The sequence below is a fragment of the Novosphingobium sp. FG90 genome (genome assembly GCF_057808725.1).
Genome location: NZ_JBMDIO010000010.1, coordinates 139,947 through 159,994, shown reverse-complemented (window position 1 = coordinate 159,994; position 20,048 = coordinate 139,947). Strand labels below are relative to the sequence as shown.

Genomic DNA, 20,048 nt, shown 5'->3' with positions numbered 1-20,048 from the left:
CCCCCCCCCCCCCCCCCCCCCCCCCCCCCCCCCCCCCCCCCCCCCGCCAGTGGTGATATTGTGGGAACGTAGCGCCCTTTCGTTGGTTCCCGGAAAAGCGTCTCACCGCAAAAAATTTTCCGGTTGCCCTATACGCCCGGCGGAGTCAGACAAACGACACCGGCCTTCAGGCGCAAAGGGCGCCCATCGACGTGCAATCGGGAAGTCGACTTCCCCCATAGGCCTTGAGGAACTTGAATGTCCGTCTCTGATCAGATTGCGATCCAGCTGCCCTACCTGCGCCGCTATGCGCGCGCCCTTACCGGCTCGCAGCATTCGGGCGACGCCTATGTCCGCGCGACGCTGGAGGCGGCGCTTGCGGATCGCTCGCTGCGAGACGCCATCGCCCGCAGCCGCGCGGCCCTCTACGAAGCCTTCACCCGCATCTGGTCGACCGGCCATGTCGAGGAACCCGCAGGCGATGTCGGCGGCGTGCACGAACAGGCTGCGCAGGAACGCCTGTCTGCCGTCGCACCGACGCACCGCCAGGCCCTGCTACTGACCACGGTGGAGGAATTCACGCGCGAGGAAACCGCGACGATCCTTGGCCTCGAGGTGGAGGAAGTCGACGCACTCGTCGCGCAGGCCATCACCGAGATCGAAGGTGAAAGCACCACGCAAGTGCTCATCATCGAGGACGAGCCGCTTATCTCGATGCAGCTGGAAGGCCTCGTCAACGATCTCGGCCACACCGTCGTCGGCACTGCCGCCACCCACAAGCAGGCTGTCGAGATCTTCGAGAAGCACCCCGCCGGCCTCGTGCTCGCCGACATCCAGCTGGCCGATGGCAGCTCGGGCATCGATGCGGTGGAGGATCTGCTCAAGTTCGGCGAAGTGCCGGTGATCTTCATCACCGCCTACCCGGAACGCCTCCTCACCGGCGAGCGGCCTGAACCGACCTACCTCGTCACCAAGCCGTTCCAGGAAACCACCGTGCGCGCAACGATCAGCCAGGCGCTGTTCTTCAACTCGACGCGCCCGCAGGCCTAAGGAATTTTACATCCTCGTCATCCCCGTGAAGGCGGGGATGACTGCCGGGGCTTCGCTACAAAGCCGCCGGATCAAAACGGCGGCAGCGGAGCGTGGCCGCTGGGCTCGCGCGCGGCGTGGATGGCGAAGTCCTCGACCGGCGGCGTGAAGCCCAGTCGCCGCACGACCGTCTCGCGGATCAGCGCATCGAAGCGCATGCCGATGCAGCGACCGACCTGCCAGACCACCTGACCCTGCACGGTGCCCTGCCCTTGCAGGTCCAGGATCGCCGATCGCTCGCGCATGTCGCGGTCGCGGGTCATCTCGAACATGCAGCCACCGACGGAGAGGTCGTAGAGAAAGACCTGCTCCCGCATCCCGTCGACCAGGCAGGTGACGTCCTGCTCGACGATGTGACGGCTCCAGTTACGCGCTTCCATCGCAATTACCCCCGATGTTGTCGGCAGGGCATTACTATGGCACCGCTTAAGTAATCGATAATGGATCCAGGCGCGAAGGCGGCCCGGGTATTATCGCCGTTCGTTCCGCAACACGAACTCGCGCGAGGCGCGCACCGGCACCTTGAGGCGGCACTCGACGCCGCCCGGCTCGAACCGCAGATCCACTTCCGACTTCAGTTCATGCGCGACGATCTTTTCGATGAGATCGCGCCCGAAGCCGCGCTTGGTCGGCTCGGCGACCGGCGGGCCGCCTTCTTCGCGCCAGTGGATCTCGGCAAGGTCGGGGGACGCCAGGGTCCACTGCACGTGGATGCGCCCCTCTATCGTACTGAGGGCGCCATACTTGGCGGCATTGGTCGCCAGTTCGTGAATGGCGAGCCCGAGGGACATGGCATCGTTGGGCGCCAGCTTGATCGCCGGGCCTGACATGACGACGTGGCTCTCGTTGCCTTCCATGTAAGGTGCCAGTTCCGAACGCACGATGTCGCCCAGCGCCGCATGGCCCCAGTCGGACTGCGAGAGCAGGTCGTGCGTCGCCGACAGCGCCCGGATACGCGCGGTCAGGCTCTCGGTGAAATCGTCGATGCCCTTCGAGCGCCGCCGCGTCAGCGCCGCGATCGACAGCACGTTGGCCAGCGTGTTCTTGACCCGGTGGTTCAGCTCGCGCGTCAGCGAATTGCGGATCGAGGCCTGGTTGGTCAGCCATTCCAGCACCACCCGGTCTTCCGCCGCGCGCTTGGTGATCAGCCGTCCGATCGCCATGACCATCAGCGAGGCGAGTGCCCCGAAGAACAGCGTCAGGCGCGAAAGCGGTGAGAGCGCATTGGCCTTGCGGTCGCTGACCTCGACGATCCACGCCTGCCCGGCGACGTCGATGCGGCGCTCGATGGTGGGGCCAGTCAATCCGTCGGCACCGCGCTGCTCGGCCAGAAGCGTGTCGGGCGCGACGTGATCGTCGTAGATGGCGATGTCGATGGCGTCGTTGCGATAGAGTTCGCTGGCCGAGCCGAGAAACGTCTGCGCGCGGAACGGGCTATAGACGAAGCCCTTGACCCAGCGCCGCCCGCCACGTTCGGTGGTGACCGGCATGTAAATGAGAAAGGCCGCGTCAGCGACGTCCGGGTCGCGGCCGGGCGCGCGGAAACCGTCCTGCGCGAGATGGACCACGCCCGTCGCGGCAGGCCCGCGCCGCGCCATGGCCCGTTCCATCGTGCGGCGGCGCACCGGCTCGGAGAACATGTCGAACGCGATCGCGCGCTTGTTGCCTGGCGACTGCGGCTCGAGATAATAGACCGGGACGACGTACTTCTGCCCGGCTTCGGGACGGGGATCGACGCTGAAGTCCATACGCCCGGCGGTCTGCGTGGCCACTTCGAAGTCGGCCAGCTTGTTCACCGGGATCAGCGGCGCCCAGCCCATGCCGAGCGAGCCGTAGAGCGTTCCGTCGCCCTGCAGATCGCGCGAAAACTCGGCGAACTGCTCGGGCGAGACGACGTCCTGCGTCGCGAACAGGGCGCTGCCGGCACGCAGGAGCGCGATGTTCTCGGTCACGCGACGCTGGAGCGCGGAGGAAATCTCGGTAAGCTGGCGGTCAAGCTCGATCGCGCGCGTCTGTTTGTCCGCGCGCTCGATGGCCATGACCGACACCGCCGTCGTCATGCTGGCGATGATGAACAGCAGGAACGGCCAACCGCGCGGATACTTGTGGAACCACGCCTGCTTCTGAACCCTGTCGAGCAGAGCCTGGTCAATCACCCGGCAACGTCCTGCACCATAAACTCCGTCGCGTTGCGATCAGTTATGACCACAAGCATTGCGCTATGCCAACACTTTACGCCGAGGGGAACCATGGTCGACGTGGATTGTTCCATCTGCAAACGACGTCCGCTCGGCTTGCAGACCGGACGATGCCCGAGACAGCGCCCCCTACCCGCCAGCGTTCGCGCCAAAGGAGATCAGGCTGCGCGCCGGGCTTGACCGTTCCCCGGTCTCGCCGCAAGTGTGCTTTCGGTGAAAGGGAGTTCGTGTTGAATCAGCCCAATGGACGTGGTGAATCCGGCCCTGTGCCCGGCTTGCCGCCCGAAGTCCGTAGAGACGGAGAACCCGGCTGGGCCGGGGGGTTGAGGAAGCTCTACAACTCCGTAGTGGAAGAGCCGCTGCCGGACAGCTTCAAGGATCTCCTGAAGAAGCTGGACGACGACGGCGATGTCTGAGCGGATTTCGCCCAGCGCCGCCGACGAAGGTTTCCGCAAGGAATTGCTCGCCGTCCTCCCGCACTTGCGCGCCTTTGCCCGCGGTCTTTCCGGTCGCTCCGACTTCGCAGACGATCTCGTGCAGGAAGCCGCGATCAAGGCATGGACCGCCCGCGAACGCTATCAGGCGGGCACCAACATGCGCGCATGGACCTTCGCGATCCTGCGCAACCACTACTTGTCCGAACTGCGCCGCTCCAGGCGCCAGACCGATCTCGACGAAGGCGTCGTCGAGAAGATGCTGGTGATGGAGCCCGACCAGGAAGCGCCGCTCCACCTCGACGACATGGAGACCGCGCTGCAGAAGCTGGCCCCCGAACGACGCGAGGCCGTGCTGCTCGTCGGCGCTTCCGGATTCAGCTACGAGGAGGCGGCCGAGATCGCTGGCTGCCCGATCGGCACGATGAAGAGCCGCGTCGCCCGCGCCCGCGCGGACCTTGCGCGGATGCTCGATGGCGACGAGCCGCAGCAGGTCGAGGTCAAGACCCGCAAGGCGGGTTAGACTTGGTCTGGTTGGAAATTCGCTGACGGCGAATTTCGCGGCGCCGGCTCAGCCCGCCGTCCGCAGCGGCGGTAGCGCGAGAAGGCACAGGACCGAAAGCCCATGGAATGCGAGGGCCGTGCCGGCCAAGGGCACGGTTCCCTGCTCTATCCATGGCGAAATCAGTCCGGTGCCCACCGCCGCCGCGCCCAGGATGAACAGCACAACCAGCGCGCTGCCGCGCGCGTCGTCTCCGTGGCTGGCGAGAATCGCCCGGAAGAAGCCCGCAGGCCCCCGCAGGCCGAGGCCGCCGTTCACCGGTACGAACAGCGCGGTGATCACCAACGCGGATGTCCCGCCCGAAAGCGCATAGGCGAACTGACCGAGTGCGCCCGCCGCCGCCAGCCAGGTGCCCAGCGCGATCACCCGCTCCGCCCCCAGCCTCGCGCCGACATGCGATGAGGTATTGGCCGCGAGGATGAACGTGGCGATGCCGCAAAGCTGCATCATGATGAAATCCCCGAGCGTCCCGCCATGCACCCGCACGAAGACCGTGGGCATTCCGAACACGAAGACGAGCAGCCCTCCCAGCACCGCCGCCTGGCTCAGCGCATAGCGCAGGAAAGTGGGGTCTCGCAGCAGCTCGGCATAACTGCCCCGCCCGCGTCGGCTCACTTGCGGCAACCCGCCGGTCGAGGCCAGCAGCACCGCCACCACGGCGGCAACGGCAGCCATGACTTCGAAATTGAGGGTCCAGCCGCCTAGCGCCAGCAACCCGGCCCCAGCGATGGGAGCCAGCGCGGGAGCCAGCGATTCGATGCTGCCGAGCAGGCCGATCGCCCGCACCGCGCGGGTCTCGTCGAACATCGCTTTTATGATGCCCGGCGCGAAGACGGCCGGCCCCGCCGCGACGAGGCCCTGCAGTGCGCGCAGGACGATCAGCACGCCGATGCTGCTCGCCAGCGCGCAGGCCAGTGACACCAGCGCCGTCGCCAGCAGCGAGCCGAGGAACAGCCGCGATGTCGCGACCCGGTCGCCAAGCGCGCCGAAGCCGAGCAGGCCGAGGCATGATCCGCCGACATAGGCCGCGAGCACCAGTTGCGCATGGGCGGGATCGCCTCCCAGCACTTCGGGCAGGCGCGGCACGGCGGGCAGCACCAGATCGGTGCCCATCAAGCCGACGATGGTTCCGCCGACCACCAGCCCCAGTGTGATCCACGCACGCTTCACGAGATTGCCCGCCCCCGCCTTTCCGCTGGCCCCAAGGGGTTGTCGCAGGGGACCAACGGCAACGCAAGGCGAGGCCTGCGTTCGATGCGCCCCGTTCGTCATCGAACCTGCAAAAACAAAGCCCCCGCTTCCCTTGCCGGAAGCGGGGGCTTCGAAAAGCCTGTCTGGCGTTCGGCCTGCGCCGGCCGGATTAGGCCGGGTAGGTCCAGGCGGTGCCGCGGTCGAAGTTGTCCGAGGCGAACTTCCAGTTGAGGATGTTCTCAAGGACCGCCTTCACGTAGGCCGGGCGCTTGTTCATCTGGTCGATGTAGTAGGCGTGCTCCCACACGTCGACGGTGAGCAGCGGGGTCACGTCCTTGACGAGCGCGCTGTCGGCGTCGTGCGTCGAGATCACCTTGAGCTTGCCGCCCTCGACGACGAGCCAGGCCCAGCCGTTCGAGAAGTGGTTGACGGCCTCGTTCGAGAGCGCTTCGAGCAGCGCGTCGAGCGAGCCGAAGTCGGCGGTGATGGCAGCCGCCAGGCTCTCGCTGGGAGCGGTCTTCTCAGGGCTCAGCGAGTGCCAGTAGAAGCCGTGGTTCCAGGTCTGGGCCGAGTTGTTGAACAGCGGGCCGGAAGCCGACTTGGCGATCTCTTCGACCGACTTGCCTTCGTTCTCGGTGCCGGCGATCGCGGCGTTCAGCTTGTCCACGTAAGTCTTGTGGTGGGCGCCGTGGTGGATCTCCAGCGTCTTGCTCGAGATGTGCGGTTCAAGCGCGTCCTGCGCGTAGGGCAGCGGCATCAGGGCAATGGTCATGGTCATGTCCTTATTCAGGTTTTGAAGCTGGGCCGCATCCCGGCGGGAGCCGTGACGCGCTGAAGAGATCGCGGCCTATGTCTGACGTGCGGCGCAACAATTCAAGCGCGCAATCGCGGCATTTTGAATTTCTCATGCGAAAAAGGATGGCGGGGTCTCCGCCATCCTCTCCCGTGGTCGCCGTCGTCCTGCAAGGGGAGCAGACGCCGGCGAACCAACCCATCTCGGCCGTGTGGTCCGGCCGCTAGGTTTGTCAGTTTTGCTTGTCGGCCGAGTCCTTCATCGCGTCGGACTTGGCTTCGCCGGCCTTTTCGACGGCATCGGCCTTGTTCTCGAGAGCGTCCTCTGCAGCGCCGGTGGTGGCATCGGCCTGGGCGTCGATCGCGTCGGCTGCGGCGTCGGACTGAGCCTCCACGGCGTCGGCGGCCTTCTCGGTCGCTTCCTGCTGCGGGCTGTTGCAGGCCGCAAGGCCCAGCGAGGCAGAGGCAACGGCGATCATGGCAAGACGCGAAGTGGCAATGGCTTTCATGGCGAGAAATCCTTTTCCCTGTTTATGGCATAGGGCGCGTTGGCAAGAATCAGGGGAGGACGCGCCCGCCTCCCCCTTTTTCCGGAACCCGCCAGAGCGGGCTCCGGCCGCGCGGTTCTTAGCGAACCGAACCGCGACGGAAGAGGTTCACGATCGCCAGCAGGACGACAGCGCCCAGGAACGAGGCGAACAGCGACATGATGTCGAAAGCACCGCTGGTGATAGGCGCACCGCCGATCAGCGGGGTAATGATGAAGCCGGCAAGTACCGCGCCGACGACGCCGACGACGATGTTCAGGAAGATGCCCTGCTGCGCGTCGGTGCGCATCAGGATCGAAGCGAGCCAGCCGATGATGCCACCGACAAGGAGGATGAGCAGGAGGGTCATGGTTTCTGTCTCCGAATTGAGTTTGCTGACCCTAATAACGGGCCTCGCCGAGCAAGGTTCCGCAACAATACGAACGTCTCGTCGCAACCTGCACTTTGCGGCAACCAACTCCGCACGCTCCGGGTTCTGGCCTGCAAGGAGATGTCGCCCGTGTATACTTCGGCCCGGGACCGCGCGCTGTCCGCCCTCGCATCGCTGCTGATCGTGGCGGGCGGACTGGTGGCGATGATCGCCGGGCTCGCCGCACAGATGACGCCGCGGGAAAGGCGCGAGACGCTTGCCGCGATCATTCCCCTGCGCGACGAGCCGGAAAAACCCCGGCCCAGAGAGATTCCGGCCAAGGCGGATTCCACGGCGGCGAAGGGCCGCCCCTCGCCCCCCAACTTGCGTAACAAGGCAACGCAGGTGGTGGCCCCGCCGCCCCGGCTGCCGCCGCTGATCGTGCCACCCCCGATCGTCACCGCACCCAGGGCCGGCATCGGATCCGCCGCTCAGAGCGGTGCATCCGACCGGCTCGGCCCCGGGCAGGGCGCAGGCGGTATCGGCGATGGTGACGGCGGCGGAGGCAATGGCGACGGCGCGGGCGAAGGAGACGACGATGCCCTCACCCGCCCGCTCCAGATCCGGGGACGCCTGCGCTTCTCCGACCTTCCCCCGGACCTGCGCGAAGCCAAGACCGGCGGCGAACTCAAGCTGCAGTACCGCATCGGCATCGACGGACGGGTCAGCGACTGCCGCATCCTTGCCTCCAGCGGCCGTCCGGAACTGGACGCGACGACGTGCCGGCTGATCACCGAGCGGTTCCGCTTCAAGCCCTCCCGCAACCGGGCCGGGGAGCCGGTCGCCTCGATCATGGTCGAGACGCATGGCTGGTACTTCCCGCCCGAGCAAGCGCAGTGACGAGGCGAACACGGTCGGCCTTCATGCGTTGCTGAAGTAATCCACTGCGGCAGATCCCCCACATGGACGCTACGGGTTGACGCGACTGCGTCAAAGGGAGCAAACGAACCCTTCGAAGTCCTCGCGAGAATTGCACCGATGCTTTCGCAGAAAACCCGTTATGCGATCCGGGCCATGCAGCACCTCGCGGACAAGTACGGCCAGGGGCCGATCCCGCTGACCGACATCGCCGAGACGCAGAACATCCCGGCCAAGTTCCTCACCGTCATCCTGTCCGAACTGTCGCGCTACGGCATCGTCGCCTCGCAGCGCGGCAAGGACGGCGGTTACTGGCTGGGCGTGCCGCCGATCGACATCACTTACGGCGATCTCATCCGCGTGATGCGCGGCTCGCTCGCGCTGGTGCCGTGCGCCAGCCGCTTCGCGCACGAAACCTGCAAGAACTGCGTCGAGGAAAAGGACTGCCGCACCCGCGCTCTTATGCTGCAGGTCCGCGACGCCACTGCGGGCCTGCTCGACGGGATGCGGCTTTCGGACAAGATCGACCCCGTTCCCGCCGCCGAAGGGCTTGAAGCCGTCGAGGACGTGGAAGTCGGTTGAACTTGGGAGCCTGAAAGCAAACCTTCTCCCACAACCCCATTGTCAACTTTTGAGATAGAGAATACCAAGTTCGCATTCGCCCCGCTGCGAGAGGAGATGTGCATGCGAATTGCCAAGCCCGCCGATGCGACCGCAACCGAGCACCCGCTGCTCAACGAAGGCGTCCAGCACGTGATCGAGGCGCTGCAGCGTCTGCGTTTCGGCGTGATCCAGCTGACGGTCCATGACGGCAAGCTGATGCAGGTAGACGTTACCGAGCGCCGCCGCTTCAACCACTGACCTGCTTGACCGGGCGAAGCCGAATACACCGGACGACCGGGCGGCTTCCTTCCGACATCTTGCCCGCGCGGTTCCCATCCGCGCGGCATTAGCCTAGCCATTACATCTCAGCTGGTACAGGGGCCGACAGGCCGCGACCATATCCAACCCCGCCCCGGGAGGAGTACGAATGCTCGATTCGCTGCCGACACTGGCCGAGATCGCCCCTTTCATCGCCATCGGTTTCGCCGCGCAGATCGTCGACGGCGCACTCGGCATGGCCTTCGGGGTCATCACCCAGACGCTTCTGGTCAGCGTGGTCGGCGTCGCCCCGGCTGCCGCTTCGGCCAGCGTCCATCTGGTAGAGCTGTTCACCACCGGCACTTCGGGCATCAGCCATATCCTGCACCGCAACGTGAACTGGGGCCTGTTCCTGCGACTGGTGCCGACAGGCATCGTCGGCGGGGTCTGCGGCGCCTATTTGCTGTCGAGCATCGACGCATCGGTGGCCAGGCCCTACGTCATGATCTACCTTACCGGCATCGGCATCTACCTGATGATCCGCGCCATCCGCATGCGCAAGCCGAGCTTCGCGGATCCCAGGTACACCGCACCGCTGGCGCTGGCGGGCGGCTTCCTCGACGCGGCGGGCGGCGGGGGCTGGGGGCCGGTGGTGACCTCCAACCTGCTGGTACAGGGCGGCGAGCCGGCCAAGACCATCGGCACCGTCAACACCGCCGAGTTCCTGCTGACCACCTCGATCTCGATCGCCTTCATCTCCACCATCGGGCTCTCGGCCTTCACGGTGGCGACGGTCGGTCTGATCATCGGCGGCGTCGTGGCCGCGCCCTTCGGTGCCCTCTTCGCAAAGCGCATCAAGCCGCGCACGCTGCTGGCCTCCGTCTCGGTCGTGCTGATCGCGACCAGCGTGTTCAGCATCTGGAAGTCGTGGCCGATCTTCTGAACTAGAACGTGAAGGTCACCACGATCGAGTCAGAATAGGCCCCCGTCTTCACGTACTGATGCGCCGGAATGCGCCCGTAGGCGGTCTTCGTCGCGTTGAAGTTGAGCAGGTTGTTGATCAGCATCGACTGCGACGAGCCGCCATTGCCGTTGTTCCCCCAGACCGTCGCATAGCCCGCATCCTGGTAGATGTTGTAGTTCAGCCGCGCCGTCCCGTTGGCCATCTGCCGCGCCGCCGCATTGCCCGAGGTCCCGGCACTGAGCGCAAGGTCCACGCTCGCGTTCATCGGTATGCTGACCGAGATGCAGCTCGCACTCACCGTTGCCGTGGCGGTGGTCGGCGAGGAACCGGCCGGGTTATAGGTCCCGAAACTGAGATTCGTGGTGGAGACGGAGCAGATGCACACCAGGCACCCCGCCGCGTCCGCTGCCGCCGTGGGGACGAGCCCTCCCGCCATCACGCCGAGCACCCCTGCGGACCGAATGGCGTGCTTCATCGTCATGTCCTTTCGTTGTCCCGCACACAGGTAACGGGGGTTGCCGACAGCCGCGCATCCTCGGCCGGCACCGGGATCGCGGCGCGGCAGGAGCCGCCCACACCCGAGATGCTGAGCACGCCCGCCGCGCCCCGATAACCTTCCATCCAGACTTCGCCGTCGTACCCTACGACGCCGACCCCGCCCGCCCACGCGACGCTCGATCCGGTCGGGAGCGGAAGCCCCTGCGTATCCAGCACTCTCAGGCGCAGGCCCTGCCCGCCCGTCGTGCCGAAGCGCACCCGCACCGCCTGCCGCCAGCCGGGCGCGACGACCTGCTGCGCGGTGTCGAGGTCATCCTCGATCGGCACTTCGGCGGCGTCGATGCCGATGCGGTTCTCGGCATAAGGCTGCAGGCCCGTCACGATTACCCCGCGCCCGCGCCCCGCTCTCGTCGGGCGCGGGCGGTTCTCGACGGTGACGGTGACCGGCGCGTCGCTCGCCACGTCGACCAGTGCGAAGCCGTCATCGATGTGCTGGCTGGCGACGAGGGTGCCGTCCACCCGCAGCAGGCCGCCACGCACATTGAGCTGCACGCCCTGCTGTCCGCGCCGCTGCGCCGCATCGAGGCGGATGTCGCCAGCCCCGCTGCGATAGGCGAGCCCGCCCTCCAGCCACGCCGTGCCGCGCTCCCGCCCGGCCAGCGCCCGGGCGCCGAAGCCGCTGCGATCGGGCAGGTTCTGGGTGAAAGTCGCCGCCGCGCGGCCGGGCTCCGCGATCACGGACACATTGCGACGCGGCCCCAGCGGGACGGTCAGCGAACCGAACAGGCCCACGTTGCGCCGCCCTTCGCGATAAGCGGCGTGCTGCACTCCGGCCGAGAGGTAGGCGCCGCGAAGGTTCGCCGTGTAGTAGGCCGAGGCCAGGTCGTAGCGCGTCGGGGCATCGCCGCCGATGCCCTGCATCAGCCTTGCATAGCTGGCGTTGAGACTGCCGATGCGGCCGAGCGAAATCCCGCCGGCGATCGCCAGCTCGCTGCGCCCACCGCCGTTGAAGCGGCTCTCGCCCACTTGCCGGAACCGTGCATCGGCGCGTTCGTAGCTGGCGGTCAGCGTATAGACCGGAGTGACGCGCTGCACTTGCGCGCGCACCAGCGTACCGGTCCCCGCCGCCCCTTGCGACACCGCCCCGGCAACCGAAACCTCGCCCACCACGCCCAGTACCATCGCGCCGCCCAGCCCCGCCATGCGCGTTCGCCCGCTGACCTCGACGCGCCCCTCAAGGGTCAGCTTGCCGGTGATCCCGCGGCGCAGCCCGGCGGCCGCGAACAGCGGCCCGTATCCGAAGCTGTCGAAGCCGAAACCCTTGCGCAGTGCCCCCGCCTCGATCGCGAACTCGGACAGGCCCGGGCGCAGCAGGCTCGGGCTGGCGTAGAAGCTGCGCGTCACCTGCCGGGTATTGCCCGCCAGATCGCGCACGCTCATCGTCACTTGCCCGGCGCCGGTCAGGCGGGGCTGGAGGGTGAGGTCGAATGCTCCCGGCCCGACATTCATCGACTGACGGGAGGATTGCGCCATCAACTCCACCGTCGAGGCGGTGAGCGCGCTGCCCGAGATTACCGGCAGCGGGAAATTGATGCTCTGCGGATCGAGCGAGAAGTCGGTGCCGAGGAACACCCCGCCATAGCGTACCGGCCGGCTCCACGGTGCCCCGGTGCCGATCGTATCGCCCGCGACCAGCCGCATGCGCCGGTCCGGGAAGTCGCGTCGCAGCGCGGTGTCGAGCCGCACCAGGCCGCCACGTTCTGTGTCGACGAGGAAGCTGGAATTCGCGACGCCCCACGGCCCCGACACGCCCGCATCGACGAACCCGCCCAGGCGCGCATGCCCGTTCCAGTTGGACAGCGTCAGGTCGTAGTCGAGGAACTGCGCGGGGATCGTCTGCGCCAGCGGCACGACATGGCGCCCGGGATCGAAAGTATAGCGCGGGAACAGGCTGACGTCGGCGTCGACCAGCAGCGTCGTCCCGTCGGCGTCGAGCCGCGCGACGAGACCCTTCACACGGTCCAGTGCGACGTAGCTTTCGCCGCCCAGCGTCTCGGCGGCGGTCATGGAATGGGTGGCGAGGCCCCAGCTCTCGACATCGCTGCGCCGCGCGAGAAGGCGTCCGTTACGCACGACCAGCAGGCCGGGCTCGGCGATGGTCTGCCCGTTGAGCACGACGCCCACCGGCATCGGTGCGACCTCGCCCACCTGCTGCGCGCGGGCAGTTCCTACCCCGATCAGCGGCGAAAGGGCGAGGACGGCCGCAAGGGCTGCCACGTTGCTGGATGTAGCGGCAGCCGCAAGGGCTGCCACGTGACGGGGAGAAGCGGCAGCCGCAAAGGCTGCCGCAAGGCGGCGGAAGGCGTGCTTCACCTCGGGCGGCCATCAGTTCACGGCGCGGAGAGAGCGAGGGTGTATTCGCCCTCCTCGGCGCGGACGTGGATGGACGACAGGGCGTGCGGCAGGCGCTCGGCCGGGATCAGCTGCGTCCCTCCCGCAAGCAGGTAGAACGGCTTGTCCAGTGTCACCGGCTCGCCCGTGCCCTTCAGGGTCAGGGTGATGATCTTGGCATGGCCATTGCCGGTATTGGCAAGGCGAAGGTCCCTGCCCCTGAACGATGCCGCAAACCGCGGCGCTACGTTCTCGCCGCCCCGGAACACCGGGACCGAAAGTCGGAGCAGCGTCTGTACCACGCCCGGCCGGGCCTGCGCCGGATCGGGCAGTTCATCGACGATCAGGCGCCATTGCTTCTCGGCTTGCCCTGCGGTGTCGGCGGGGAGGCTGCAGCGCACCAACCGGGTGGCGTGCGGCGCGATCGTCGCGATCGGCGGGTTCACGACGAAACCGGCGTCGGGATCGAGCAGGTCGGCGCCGCCCTCGTCCCGGCTCCATGCGAAGCCGCGGACCTGTACCGTCACCGGCCGGTCGGAATCGTTGCCCAGTGTCAACGAGCAGAAGCGGCGCCCCGAAGCCACGTCGACGCGCACCGGCATGACGCTGAGCGAGCCAGCCCGTGCCGGGACGGTCGAACCGCCCCATATGGCAACGAGCATGGCCGCCAGCAGCATGGGTGCGCGCCGAACGGTCATCAGTAGGTCACCGTGACGGTGACCGAGTCGCTGTAGGCGCCAGCCGTGGTATTCTGGCTGCCCGGGATACGGCCGTAGACGGTATAGGCGGTTGCCGAAGTGCCAGCGGTGCCCGCGACGGTGTCGGTGCCAACGGTGTTGCCCCAGTTCGTGCTGCGGCCGGAGTCCTGGTAAAGCGCGTAGTTGAGCGTGTGGCCCGAGGAATTGAGCTTGCGCACGGTGGTCGTGCCGCCGGTGGTGGTGCCGGCGTTCAGGCCGACCGTATAGGGAGTGCCCTGCGTGCAGGTGACGTTGACGGTGGTGGTCGCATCGACGTTGGAGGACGACGTCGGGTTGTAGTTGCCGAAGGCCAGCGGGCTGGCGGCGACGACACAGGCTGACTGCACGGTCGCCGTCACCGTGATGGTGTCGGTCACCGTCGCCGCGAACGCGGCCTGAGGCGCGAGGACGAAACCTGCCGCAAGGATGGCTCCTGCGGCAAGCGGGCGAAGGCGGCGCGTGCCGCAGGCATGGTGAACGTTGCTCATGGCAATCGTTTACCAAGACAGGGTTGCCCAGCCTTCCAACGCCCTCCCCGGTAGTATCCCTAGTAAGGCGGCAAACCGGCCTTCAGCCTCACCCCCCGCCGGCCACCACGCCGGCCTTCACTCCAGCCACCACGCCGCGCCGTGCCCAGGCTTCCACCTGCATGTCCGCCAGCCCCAGTTCGCCGAGGACCTCGGCCGTGTCCTGGCCCATCGTCGGCGCGCACCGGGGGCGCGGGGGCAGCGGACTGCCCCCGAACGAGACCGGCCCGGAGACGATCGTGACCGGCGTTCCGTCCTCCACCACGACATCGAACAACGAATCGTTGGCCGCACCCTGCGGGTCGTCGACCAGTTCGCGCAGGTTCTGGACGACTTCCCAGGGGGCATCCCAGTCCTCGAAGGTCGCGCGCCATTCGTCCAGCGTGCGCGCGGCGAAGGCCTCGTCGAGCGCTTCGAGCAGCCCCTCGCCATGATCGACCCGGCTCTCGACCGAGGCGAAGCGCGCGTCCTGCAGCAGCCCCTCGCGCCCGATGCGCCGACATAGCTCGGGCCAGTAGCGTTCGGGATCGAGGAACATGAGCTGCAGGTAGCGCCCGTCCGCAGTCTCGTAAGCGCTGGTCAGGGCATGGCGCCCGGGGTTCGCCAACCGGTCAAGCTGCTCGTCCGAGAGCGCCGCGCCCATCGTCACGTCGGCCGAGAGTATCCACATCGCCGAGGAGAGCAGCGAGACTTCCACCGTCGTCGCCTCGCCCGTCCGCTCGCGGTGGAACAGGGCGCTGGCGATCCCGAAGGCGACATTCATCGCGCCCGCATGATCGCCCAGCGCCGGCCGCGGGCGCGTAGGCCGCTGCCCCGGCGTCGAGAGCATGTGCGCGAAGCCGCCGCGCGCCCAGAAGCACGAGGCGTCGTAGCCCGCACGGTCGGCCTGCTCGCCCCGGAAGCCGAGGCCATTGCCATGCGCATAGACGATGCGCGGATTGCGCGCACGCAGCACATCGAGCGTCAGCCCCAGCCGCCGCAGCGCCGCAGGACGGATCGAGGTGAGGAACACATCGGCCGTCTCGACCAGCCGCAGCAGCAGTTCGCGCCCCTCCTCCGTCTTGAGGTCGATCGCCACCGAGCGCTTGTTCCGGTTGTTCAGTTCCATCGCGAGATTGGCAGAGGCCGTCTGCCGCCCGTCAGTGATCTTGAGCCGCCGATAAGGGTCGCCCTCGGTCATTTCGATCTTGATGACGTCCGCGCCGAGGTCAGCCAGCACCGCCCCCGCCGCAGGCACGAACACGAACTGCGCCAGCTCCAGCACCCGCACCCCCTTGAACACTTGCGTCGCGAACATCCTCTTCTCCCTCTCGCCTGCCCGACCAGAGATAGCTGAGCCTCATATTTGTAGCAAGCGCTTGGTTTATGCGCTCCGGTTCATGGCGACGACTGCAAGGACCAACCAACGCTCCGGCGATTTCCAATTGCCCTGGCGGGAAATCGCCCGTGTCCGGCGGTCGCGCGCTTTTGCCCCGGCCGGTCCGGTGGCAAGCTGCCGCGCATAACGAGAACCGCCCCGGAGAGACCTGACCTTGCGCTATCTATCGGAAATCGCTGCCGCGTGGCGCCCGCTGCTGGCGGCGACGCTGGGCATGGGGACCGGCATGTCGATCATCGGCACCGTCACCAGCGCCATCGCGCCTTCGCTGGTGGCCGATGCCGGATGGTCCAAGGCCCAGTTCGCGATGACCGGGATGCTGGGAATGCTGACCGCATTGTCGATGCCCTTCATCGGCCGCCTCGCCGACTTGTTCGGCGTGAAACTGACGGCGCTTGTCGGCATCGCCGCCATGCCGCTGACAATGCTGGGTTTCAGCCTCATCGGAGGCTCGTTCGAGGCGTACCTCGCGATCTTCATCTTCCAGAGCATCATCTGCGTGACGACGACGGCCACGGTCTATACCCGCCTCGTCGTGCAGCACATCGAGAATGCGCGCGGTCTCGGCCTGGCGATCGCCGCCTGCGGTCCGGCACTGTTCAGCGCGATCGGCGGGCCGGTCATCAACGAATTCGTCGAGGCGCACGGCTGGGCCGCGACTTACCGGGCGCTGGCGCTGTTCACGGTGCTGTCCGGCATCGTCGTCTTCCTGCTCATACCGTCCAGCCGCCCCCATGCGGCGCTCGTCACCGCGCCCAAGCGCCGCGCCCGCGACGACTATCCGGAGATCTTCCGCGAGCGGGCATTCTGGATCCTGTTCGGCGCGATGTACCTGTGCAACCTGCCGCTGACCCTGATCCTCGTTCAGCTCAAGATGCTGGTGCTCGACCAGGGGATCAGCGGCGAAGGCGCCTCGATCATGTTCACCGCGCTGGCGGTGGGGATGCTGCTGGGCCGCTTCGTGACCGGTGTGGCGCTTGATCGCCTTGCGCCGCAGATGGTTTCGTTCGTGATGCTGGCGCTGCCGGGGCTCGGGCTGTTCGTGCTGGCGAGCAGCTGGGACGCGCCGATGGTGGTGACTGCCGCGATCTTCAGCCTCGGCTTCGCGGTGGGAGCAGAGGGAGACATCCTCGCCTTCCTCGTCGCCCGGCATTTCCGCACGGGCATCTACTCGAGCGTGCTCGGCCTGCTGACGGGCGTGTGCTCACTGGCGGCCGCCTCGGGCGCGGCGCTACTGAGCTGGACATTGGCGCGCACTGGCAACTTCGACAGCTTCCTGGTGACGGTGGGCACGTCCGTAGTGGCGGGCGCGCTATTGCTGCTCATGCTGCGCAAGGGGCCGCAGGAGGATGACGCCGGGGCAGAACCGGTGCCGGCCTAGCAATACCTGGCCTCGTCATTGCCAGCGCAGCGAAGCAATCCAGGACAGCCCAAACCGCTCCGGATTGTGCTTTGCTGCTCTCGTAATGACGAAAGGCAATACCGGAACCTGGCAGCGGGATCAGGCCCCGAAAGTCAGGCGCTCTCTGCCGAGGCCGCGAACCGGCGCGCCAGCACGGCGCAGACCATCAGCTGAATCTGGTGGAAGAACATCAGCGGCAGAATGATCGCACCCACTTGCGCCGCCGGGAACAGCACGCCCGCCAGCGGCACACCGGTCGCGAGGCTCTTCTTGGAACCGCAGAACAGCAGCACGATCCGGTCCTCGCGCGAGAAGCCCATGGCCTTGCCGACGAAGCTCGACACCACCATGACTACCGCCAGCACGCCCAGCGAAATCGCCGCGATCAGCGCCAGTTCGCCCACCGTCACCTTGTGCCACAGCCCTTCGAGCACCGCCGCGCCGAACGCGGTGTAGACCACCAGCAGGATCGAGCCGCGATCGACGTAGCCCAGCACCTTCTTGTTGCGCGTCACGAAGCCGCCGATCCACGGCCGCAGGAAATGTCCCGCGAGGAACGGCAGCAGCAACTGCACCGAGATGTCGATGATCGGATCAGTCGAGAAGCCCTGGCTCTGCCCGGTGATGAACAGCGCCGTCAGCAGCGGCGTGATGAAGATGCCTGCGAGGTTCGAGAACGAGGCGCTCACCACGGCAGCGGCCACGTTGCCCCCGGCGATCGCGGTGAAGGCGATCGAGGACTGCACGGTGGACGGCAGCATCGTCAGGAACAACACGCCCGTCGCCAGCGAAGGCTCGATGCCGGGAATCGCCCGCACGCCAAGGCCGATGATCGGAAACAGTACGAAGGTCGTCGCCCCCACCGTCAGGTGCAGCTTCCACGCCTTCGCGCCATCGAGAATCGCCTCGCGAGAAAGCTTGGCGCCGTGCAGGAAGAACAGCAACGCGATCCCTGCGTCAGCCACTCCGCCCGCAATCCGAGCCCACACGCCCTGCGCGGGAAGCACCGTCGCCAGCGCCACCGTGCCCAGCAGCATCAGCAGGAACGGATCGATGTTCAGGCGGGCGAGCAGGCGGTTAAGCGGATTCATGGGGCGGGGCGTTACCTCTTCAGAGCCACTTGTGCTCACGATACCATTGCGCCGTGGCCTTCAGCCCCTCGCGCGTCTCCACACGCGGGCGCCAGAGCGAAACCGGCGGCGCGGCCTCCGGTGAGACCACCCAGTCCGGATGGCTGATGTAGGCGGCGCGGTCGAGCGTCATTTTTGCACGGGGACCGCGCAAAAAATTGTCGATGCGCGCAGCACGGTGAAGCATGGCGGGCGACAGCCCGATCACGCGCGGGCGCTTGCCCAGCGCCCAGCCTATCGCGAGGCCGAGCTCGAAATGTTCCCAGCCCTGCGGCTTGCCGTCGTCGGGCTCGAAAACCTTGCCGGTCACCGACAGTCCGCCCGGCTCCAGCGCGACGAGCAGCCGCGCCAGATCCTCCACATGGACCATCGAGGCGCGACCCTCCTTCGGCATCGGGATGAAGCCCCAGCGCGCCACGCGGAACAGTTCGAACATCTCCTTGTCGCGCGGACCGTAGATCGCGGGCGGGCGCACGATCGTCCAGTCGAGCGGGCTGGCCATGACGATCTTCTCGGCCCGCGCCTTGGAGGCGCCATAAGCCGAGAGCTCCGGCTCACGTGCGGAAAGCGAGGATACGTGGACGAACCGGCGCACGCCTTCGCCCACCGTCGCCTCGATGAGATTGAGGGTGCCGGTGACGTTGCCCGCCTCGAACCCCACAGGGTCGGGCGCATTGACGACGCCCGCGACGTGGATGACGGCCTCGGCGCCGCGCACCAGTTCGACCAGCGATGCGGGATTGCCCAGCTCGCCGCCGACCCAGTCGACATGCGCCCGCTCGGGCTGGCTGCGGCGGGTCAGCGCCCGCACCGCGAAACCGGCCTCGATGGCGGCTTCCAGTACCGCCTGTCCGACGAAGCCGGTAGCGCCGGTGAGTGCGATGACGGGACGGTCGATGAGAGAGCGGCGGTTCACTTCAGCACCATCTGGTCGCGGTGGACCACCGAGGAGCGCGGGCTGTAGCCCAGCACCCGTTCCTGCTCGCTCGAATGGAGGCCGACGATCGCGGCGCATTCGGCGGCGTCGTATTCGGACAGGCCGTGGGCTAGGACCTTGCTCGCGGCGTCGATGATGGCGACGGGATCGCCGCGCGAGAACACGCCCTCGACCGCCGTGATGCCCTTGGCCAGCAGGCTCGATCCGCGCGCGAGCGCCGCAGCGGCGCCATCATCGACGACGATCTCACCCTTGAGGCGCAGGCGCCCGCCCAGCCATGCTTTGCGCGCGGCGGCCTTGCGTTTCGGCACGAACAGCGTGCCCACGCCCTCGTTGACGATACGCGCGACGGGGCGTTCATGCTGGCCGTTGCCGATGACGAGGCAGATGCCCGCCAGTTCGGCGATCTCCGCCGCCTGCAGCTTGGACACCATGCCGCCCGAGCCCATGCCGGAATTCGATTCGGTGCTCGCCATCGCGCGGACCTCGGCGGTGACGCCCTCGACCACCGGGATCATCTTCGCGCCGGGCAGCTTGGGGTGGCGATCGTAAAGCCCGTCGATGTCGGAGAGCAGCACCACCGCGCTCGCCTGCGCGGCCTGCGCCACGCGCGCGGCGAGGCGGTCGTTGTCGCCGAAGCGGATTTCCTGCGTCGCCACCGAATCGTTCTCGTTGATAACCGGCACCGCGCCCGCATCCAGCAGGCGGGTCAGCGTGGCGGTGACGTTGAGGTAGCGGCGACGATCCTCCAGATCCTCCAGCGTCAGCAGCATCTGCGCAGCGGTGATGCCGTGCGCGCCGAGCAACTGCGCCCACAGCCCCGATAGCGCGATCTGCCCGACGGCGGCACTGGCCTGCGCATCCGCCAGACTGCCGCGCCCGCCCTTCTCCAGCCCCAGCGTCGCCGCCCCCAGCGCGATCGCGCCCGAGGATACGACGATGACGTCTTGCCCCCGCCCGCGCGCTTCCGCGATCTCGGCCACCAGTTGCGTGATCCACGCGCGGCGCACACCCTCTGGCCCCACGAGCAGGGCGGACCCCACCTTGATGACAAGGCGCGGCGCGAGGGAGGAATCGGCGAGGTCAGAGAGTCGGGCAATGGGCATGGGCGTGCCAGCCTCTAGGGGAAAGGCGCAGTTGAGGAAAGCGCAAGGTTGCTCGGG

At 67.3% G+C, this 20,048-nt stretch carries 22 protein-coding genes; 8 read left to right on the top strand and 14 right to left on the bottom strand.

Annotated features, from left to right (window positions below; translation table 11 throughout):
- The first annotated feature begins 237 nt into the window (after nt 1-237).
- A complete protein-coding gene (locus ACODRZ_RS11870; protein ID WP_488970192.1) occupies nt 238-1,029 on the top strand; it encodes a response regulator in 792 nt (263 codons plus the stop codon).
- A gap of 71 nt (nt 1,030-1,100) precedes the next feature.
- On the opposite strand, the gene ACODRZ_RS11865 is transcribed toward ACODRZ_RS11870, so the two are convergent.
- Nucleotides 1,101-1,448 (bottom strand): PilZ domain-containing protein, encoded by a 348-nt coding sequence (locus tag ACODRZ_RS11865; RefSeq protein WP_488970193.1) that lies wholly within the window; start codon nt 1,446-1,448, stop codon nt 1,101-1,103.
- 90 nt (nt 1,449-1,538) lie between these two features.
- On the bottom strand, nt 1,539-3,224 hold the full coding sequence (locus tag ACODRZ_RS11860; RefSeq protein WP_488970194.1) for a CHASE domain-containing protein: 1,686 nt from the start codon (nt 3,222-3,224) through the stop codon (nt 1,539-1,541).
- Nucleotides 3,225-3,289: 65 nt separating this feature from the next.
- Between ACODRZ_RS11860 and ACODRZ_RS11855 the strand changes: the two genes are divergently transcribed.
- Both ACODRZ_RS11855 and ACODRZ_RS11850 read left to right on the top strand, forming a co-directional pair.
- Entirely contained in the window at nt 3,290-3,682 is a 393-nt protein-coding gene (locus ACODRZ_RS11855) for a NepR family anti-sigma factor (RefSeq protein WP_488986201.1), read from the top strand.
- Nucleotides 3,675-4,223: a sigma-70 family RNA polymerase sigma factor gene (locus ACODRZ_RS11850; RefSeq protein ID WP_488970196.1), complete on the top strand. Its 549-nt coding sequence runs from the start codon at nt 3,675-3,677 to the stop codon at nt 4,221-4,223. The genes ACODRZ_RS11855 and ACODRZ_RS11850 overlap by 8 nt, the downstream gene beginning before the upstream one ends.
- Nucleotides 4,224-4,271: 48 nt before the next feature.
- Here ACODRZ_RS11850 and ACODRZ_RS11845 read toward each other — a convergent pair whose 3' ends face one another.
- The 4 genes from ACODRZ_RS11845 to ACODRZ_RS11830 form a co-directional block, all read right to left on the bottom strand.
- Entirely contained in the window at nt 4,272-5,432 is a 1,161-nt protein-coding gene (locus tag ACODRZ_RS11845) for an MFS transporter (RefSeq protein ID WP_488970197.1), read from the bottom strand.
- Between the two features lie 190 nt (nt 5,433-5,622).
- Nucleotides 5,623-6,225, bottom strand: a complete 603-nt coding sequence (locus tag ACODRZ_RS11840) for a superoxide dismutase (protein WP_488970198.1) — start codon at nt 6,223-6,225, stop codon at nt 5,623-5,625.
- 253 nt (nt 6,226-6,478) lie between these two features.
- Entirely contained in the window at nt 6,479-6,754 is a 276-nt protein-coding gene (locus ACODRZ_RS11835; protein WP_488970199.1) for a hypothetical protein, read from the bottom strand.
- A gap of 118 nt (nt 6,755-6,872) precedes the next feature.
- Nucleotides 6,873-7,142, bottom strand: a complete 270-nt coding sequence (locus tag ACODRZ_RS11830; protein WP_488970200.1) for a GlsB/YeaQ/YmgE family stress response membrane protein — start codon at nt 7,140-7,142, stop codon at nt 6,873-6,875.
- 150 nt (nt 7,143-7,292) lie between these two features.
- Between ACODRZ_RS11830 and ACODRZ_RS11825 the strand changes: the two genes are divergently transcribed.
- The 4 genes from ACODRZ_RS11825 (at nt 7,293) to ACODRZ_RS11810 (ending at nt 9,864) form a co-directional block, all read left to right on the top strand.
- Nucleotides 7,293-8,042: an energy transducer TonB gene (locus ACODRZ_RS11825; RefSeq protein ID WP_488986200.1), complete on the top strand. Its 750-nt coding sequence runs from the start codon at nt 7,293-7,295 to the stop codon at nt 8,040-8,042.
- Between the two features lie 138 nt (nt 8,043-8,180).
- Nucleotides 8,181-8,642, top strand: coding sequence for an RrF2 family transcriptional regulator (locus tag ACODRZ_RS11820; RefSeq protein WP_488970202.1), 462 nt, complete (start codon nt 8,181-8,183; stop codon nt 8,640-8,642).
- A 102-nt stretch (nt 8,643-8,744) separates the two neighbouring features.
- Complete coding sequence (locus tag ACODRZ_RS11815; RefSeq protein WP_008830176.1) at nt 8,745-8,921, top strand: YezD family protein; 177 nt, start codon at nt 8,745-8,747, stop codon at nt 8,919-8,921.
- A 169-nt stretch (nt 8,922-9,090) separates the two neighbouring features.
- Complete coding sequence (locus tag ACODRZ_RS11810) at nt 9,091-9,864, top strand: sulfite exporter TauE/SafE family protein (RefSeq protein WP_488970203.1); 774 nt, start codon at nt 9,091-9,093, stop codon at nt 9,862-9,864.
- A gap of 1 nt (nt 9,865) precedes the next feature.
- Here ACODRZ_RS11810 and ACODRZ_RS11805 read toward each other — a convergent pair whose 3' ends face one another.
- The 5 genes from ACODRZ_RS11805 to ACODRZ_RS11785 all read right to left on the bottom strand — a co-directional run bounded on the left by ACODRZ_RS11805 (nt 9,866) and on the right by ACODRZ_RS11785 (nt 15,335).
- A complete protein-coding gene (locus ACODRZ_RS11805; protein ID WP_488970204.1) occupies nt 9,866-10,360 on the bottom strand; it encodes a Csu type fimbrial protein in 495 nt (164 codons plus the stop codon).
- 2 nt (nt 10,361-10,362) lie between these two features.
- Nucleotides 10,363-12,756 carry a fimbria/pilus outer membrane usher protein gene (locus ACODRZ_RS11800; protein ID WP_488970205.1) on the bottom strand — a complete coding sequence of 798 codons (2,394 nt, stop codon included), beginning with the start codon at nt 12,754-12,756 and terminating at the stop codon, nt 10,363-10,365.
- Nucleotides 12,757-12,773: 17 nt separating this feature from the next.
- Nucleotides 12,774-13,472 carry a fimbrial biogenesis chaperone gene (locus ACODRZ_RS11795; RefSeq protein ID WP_488970206.1) on the bottom strand — a complete coding sequence of 233 codons (699 nt, stop codon included), beginning with the start codon at nt 13,470-13,472 and terminating at the stop codon, nt 12,774-12,776.
- Nucleotides 13,472-13,999: a Csu type fimbrial protein gene (locus tag ACODRZ_RS11790; RefSeq protein WP_488970207.1), complete on the bottom strand. Its 528-nt coding sequence runs from the start codon at nt 13,997-13,999 to the stop codon at nt 13,472-13,474. The genes ACODRZ_RS11795 and ACODRZ_RS11790 overlap by 1 nt, the downstream gene beginning before the upstream one ends.
- Nucleotides 14,000-14,087: 88 nt before the next feature.
- The gene (locus ACODRZ_RS11785) at nt 14,088-15,335 is read right to left on the bottom strand and encodes a CaiB/BaiF CoA transferase family protein (protein WP_488970208.1); all 1,248 of its coding nucleotides are present in this window, start codon (nt 15,333-15,335) and stop codon (nt 14,088-14,090) included.
- Between the two features lie 235 nt (nt 15,336-15,570).
- Between ACODRZ_RS11785 and ACODRZ_RS11780 the strand changes: the two genes are divergently transcribed.
- Nucleotides 15,571-16,797 carry an MFS transporter gene (locus tag ACODRZ_RS11780; protein WP_488970209.1) on the top strand — a complete coding sequence of 409 codons (1,227 nt, stop codon included), beginning with the start codon at nt 15,571-15,573 and terminating at the stop codon, nt 16,795-16,797.
- Nucleotides 16,798-16,931: 134 nt separating this feature from the next.
- Here the strand turns inward: ACODRZ_RS11780 and ACODRZ_RS11775 are convergent, their stop codons facing one another.
- From ACODRZ_RS11775 to proB, 3 genes are read right to left on the bottom strand one after another with little or no spacing between them, the layout of a single operon-like run.
- Nucleotides 16,932-17,909 (bottom strand): bile acid:sodium symporter family protein, encoded by a 978-nt coding sequence (locus ACODRZ_RS11775; protein WP_488970210.1) that lies wholly within the window; start codon nt 17,907-17,909, stop codon nt 16,932-16,934.
- 19 nt (nt 17,910-17,928) lie between these two features.
- Nucleotides 17,929-18,864, bottom strand: coding sequence for an NAD-dependent epimerase/dehydratase family protein (locus tag ACODRZ_RS11770; protein WP_488970211.1), 936 nt, complete (start codon nt 18,862-18,864; stop codon nt 17,929-17,931).
- The gene (gene proB / locus ACODRZ_RS11765; RefSeq protein WP_488970212.1) at nt 18,861-19,991 is read right to left on the bottom strand and encodes a glutamate 5-kinase; all 1,131 of its coding nucleotides are present in this window, start codon (nt 19,989-19,991) and stop codon (nt 18,861-18,863) included. The genes ACODRZ_RS11770 and proB overlap by 4 nt, the downstream gene beginning before the upstream one ends.
- Between the last annotated feature and the right edge of the window lie 57 nt (nt 19,992-20,048).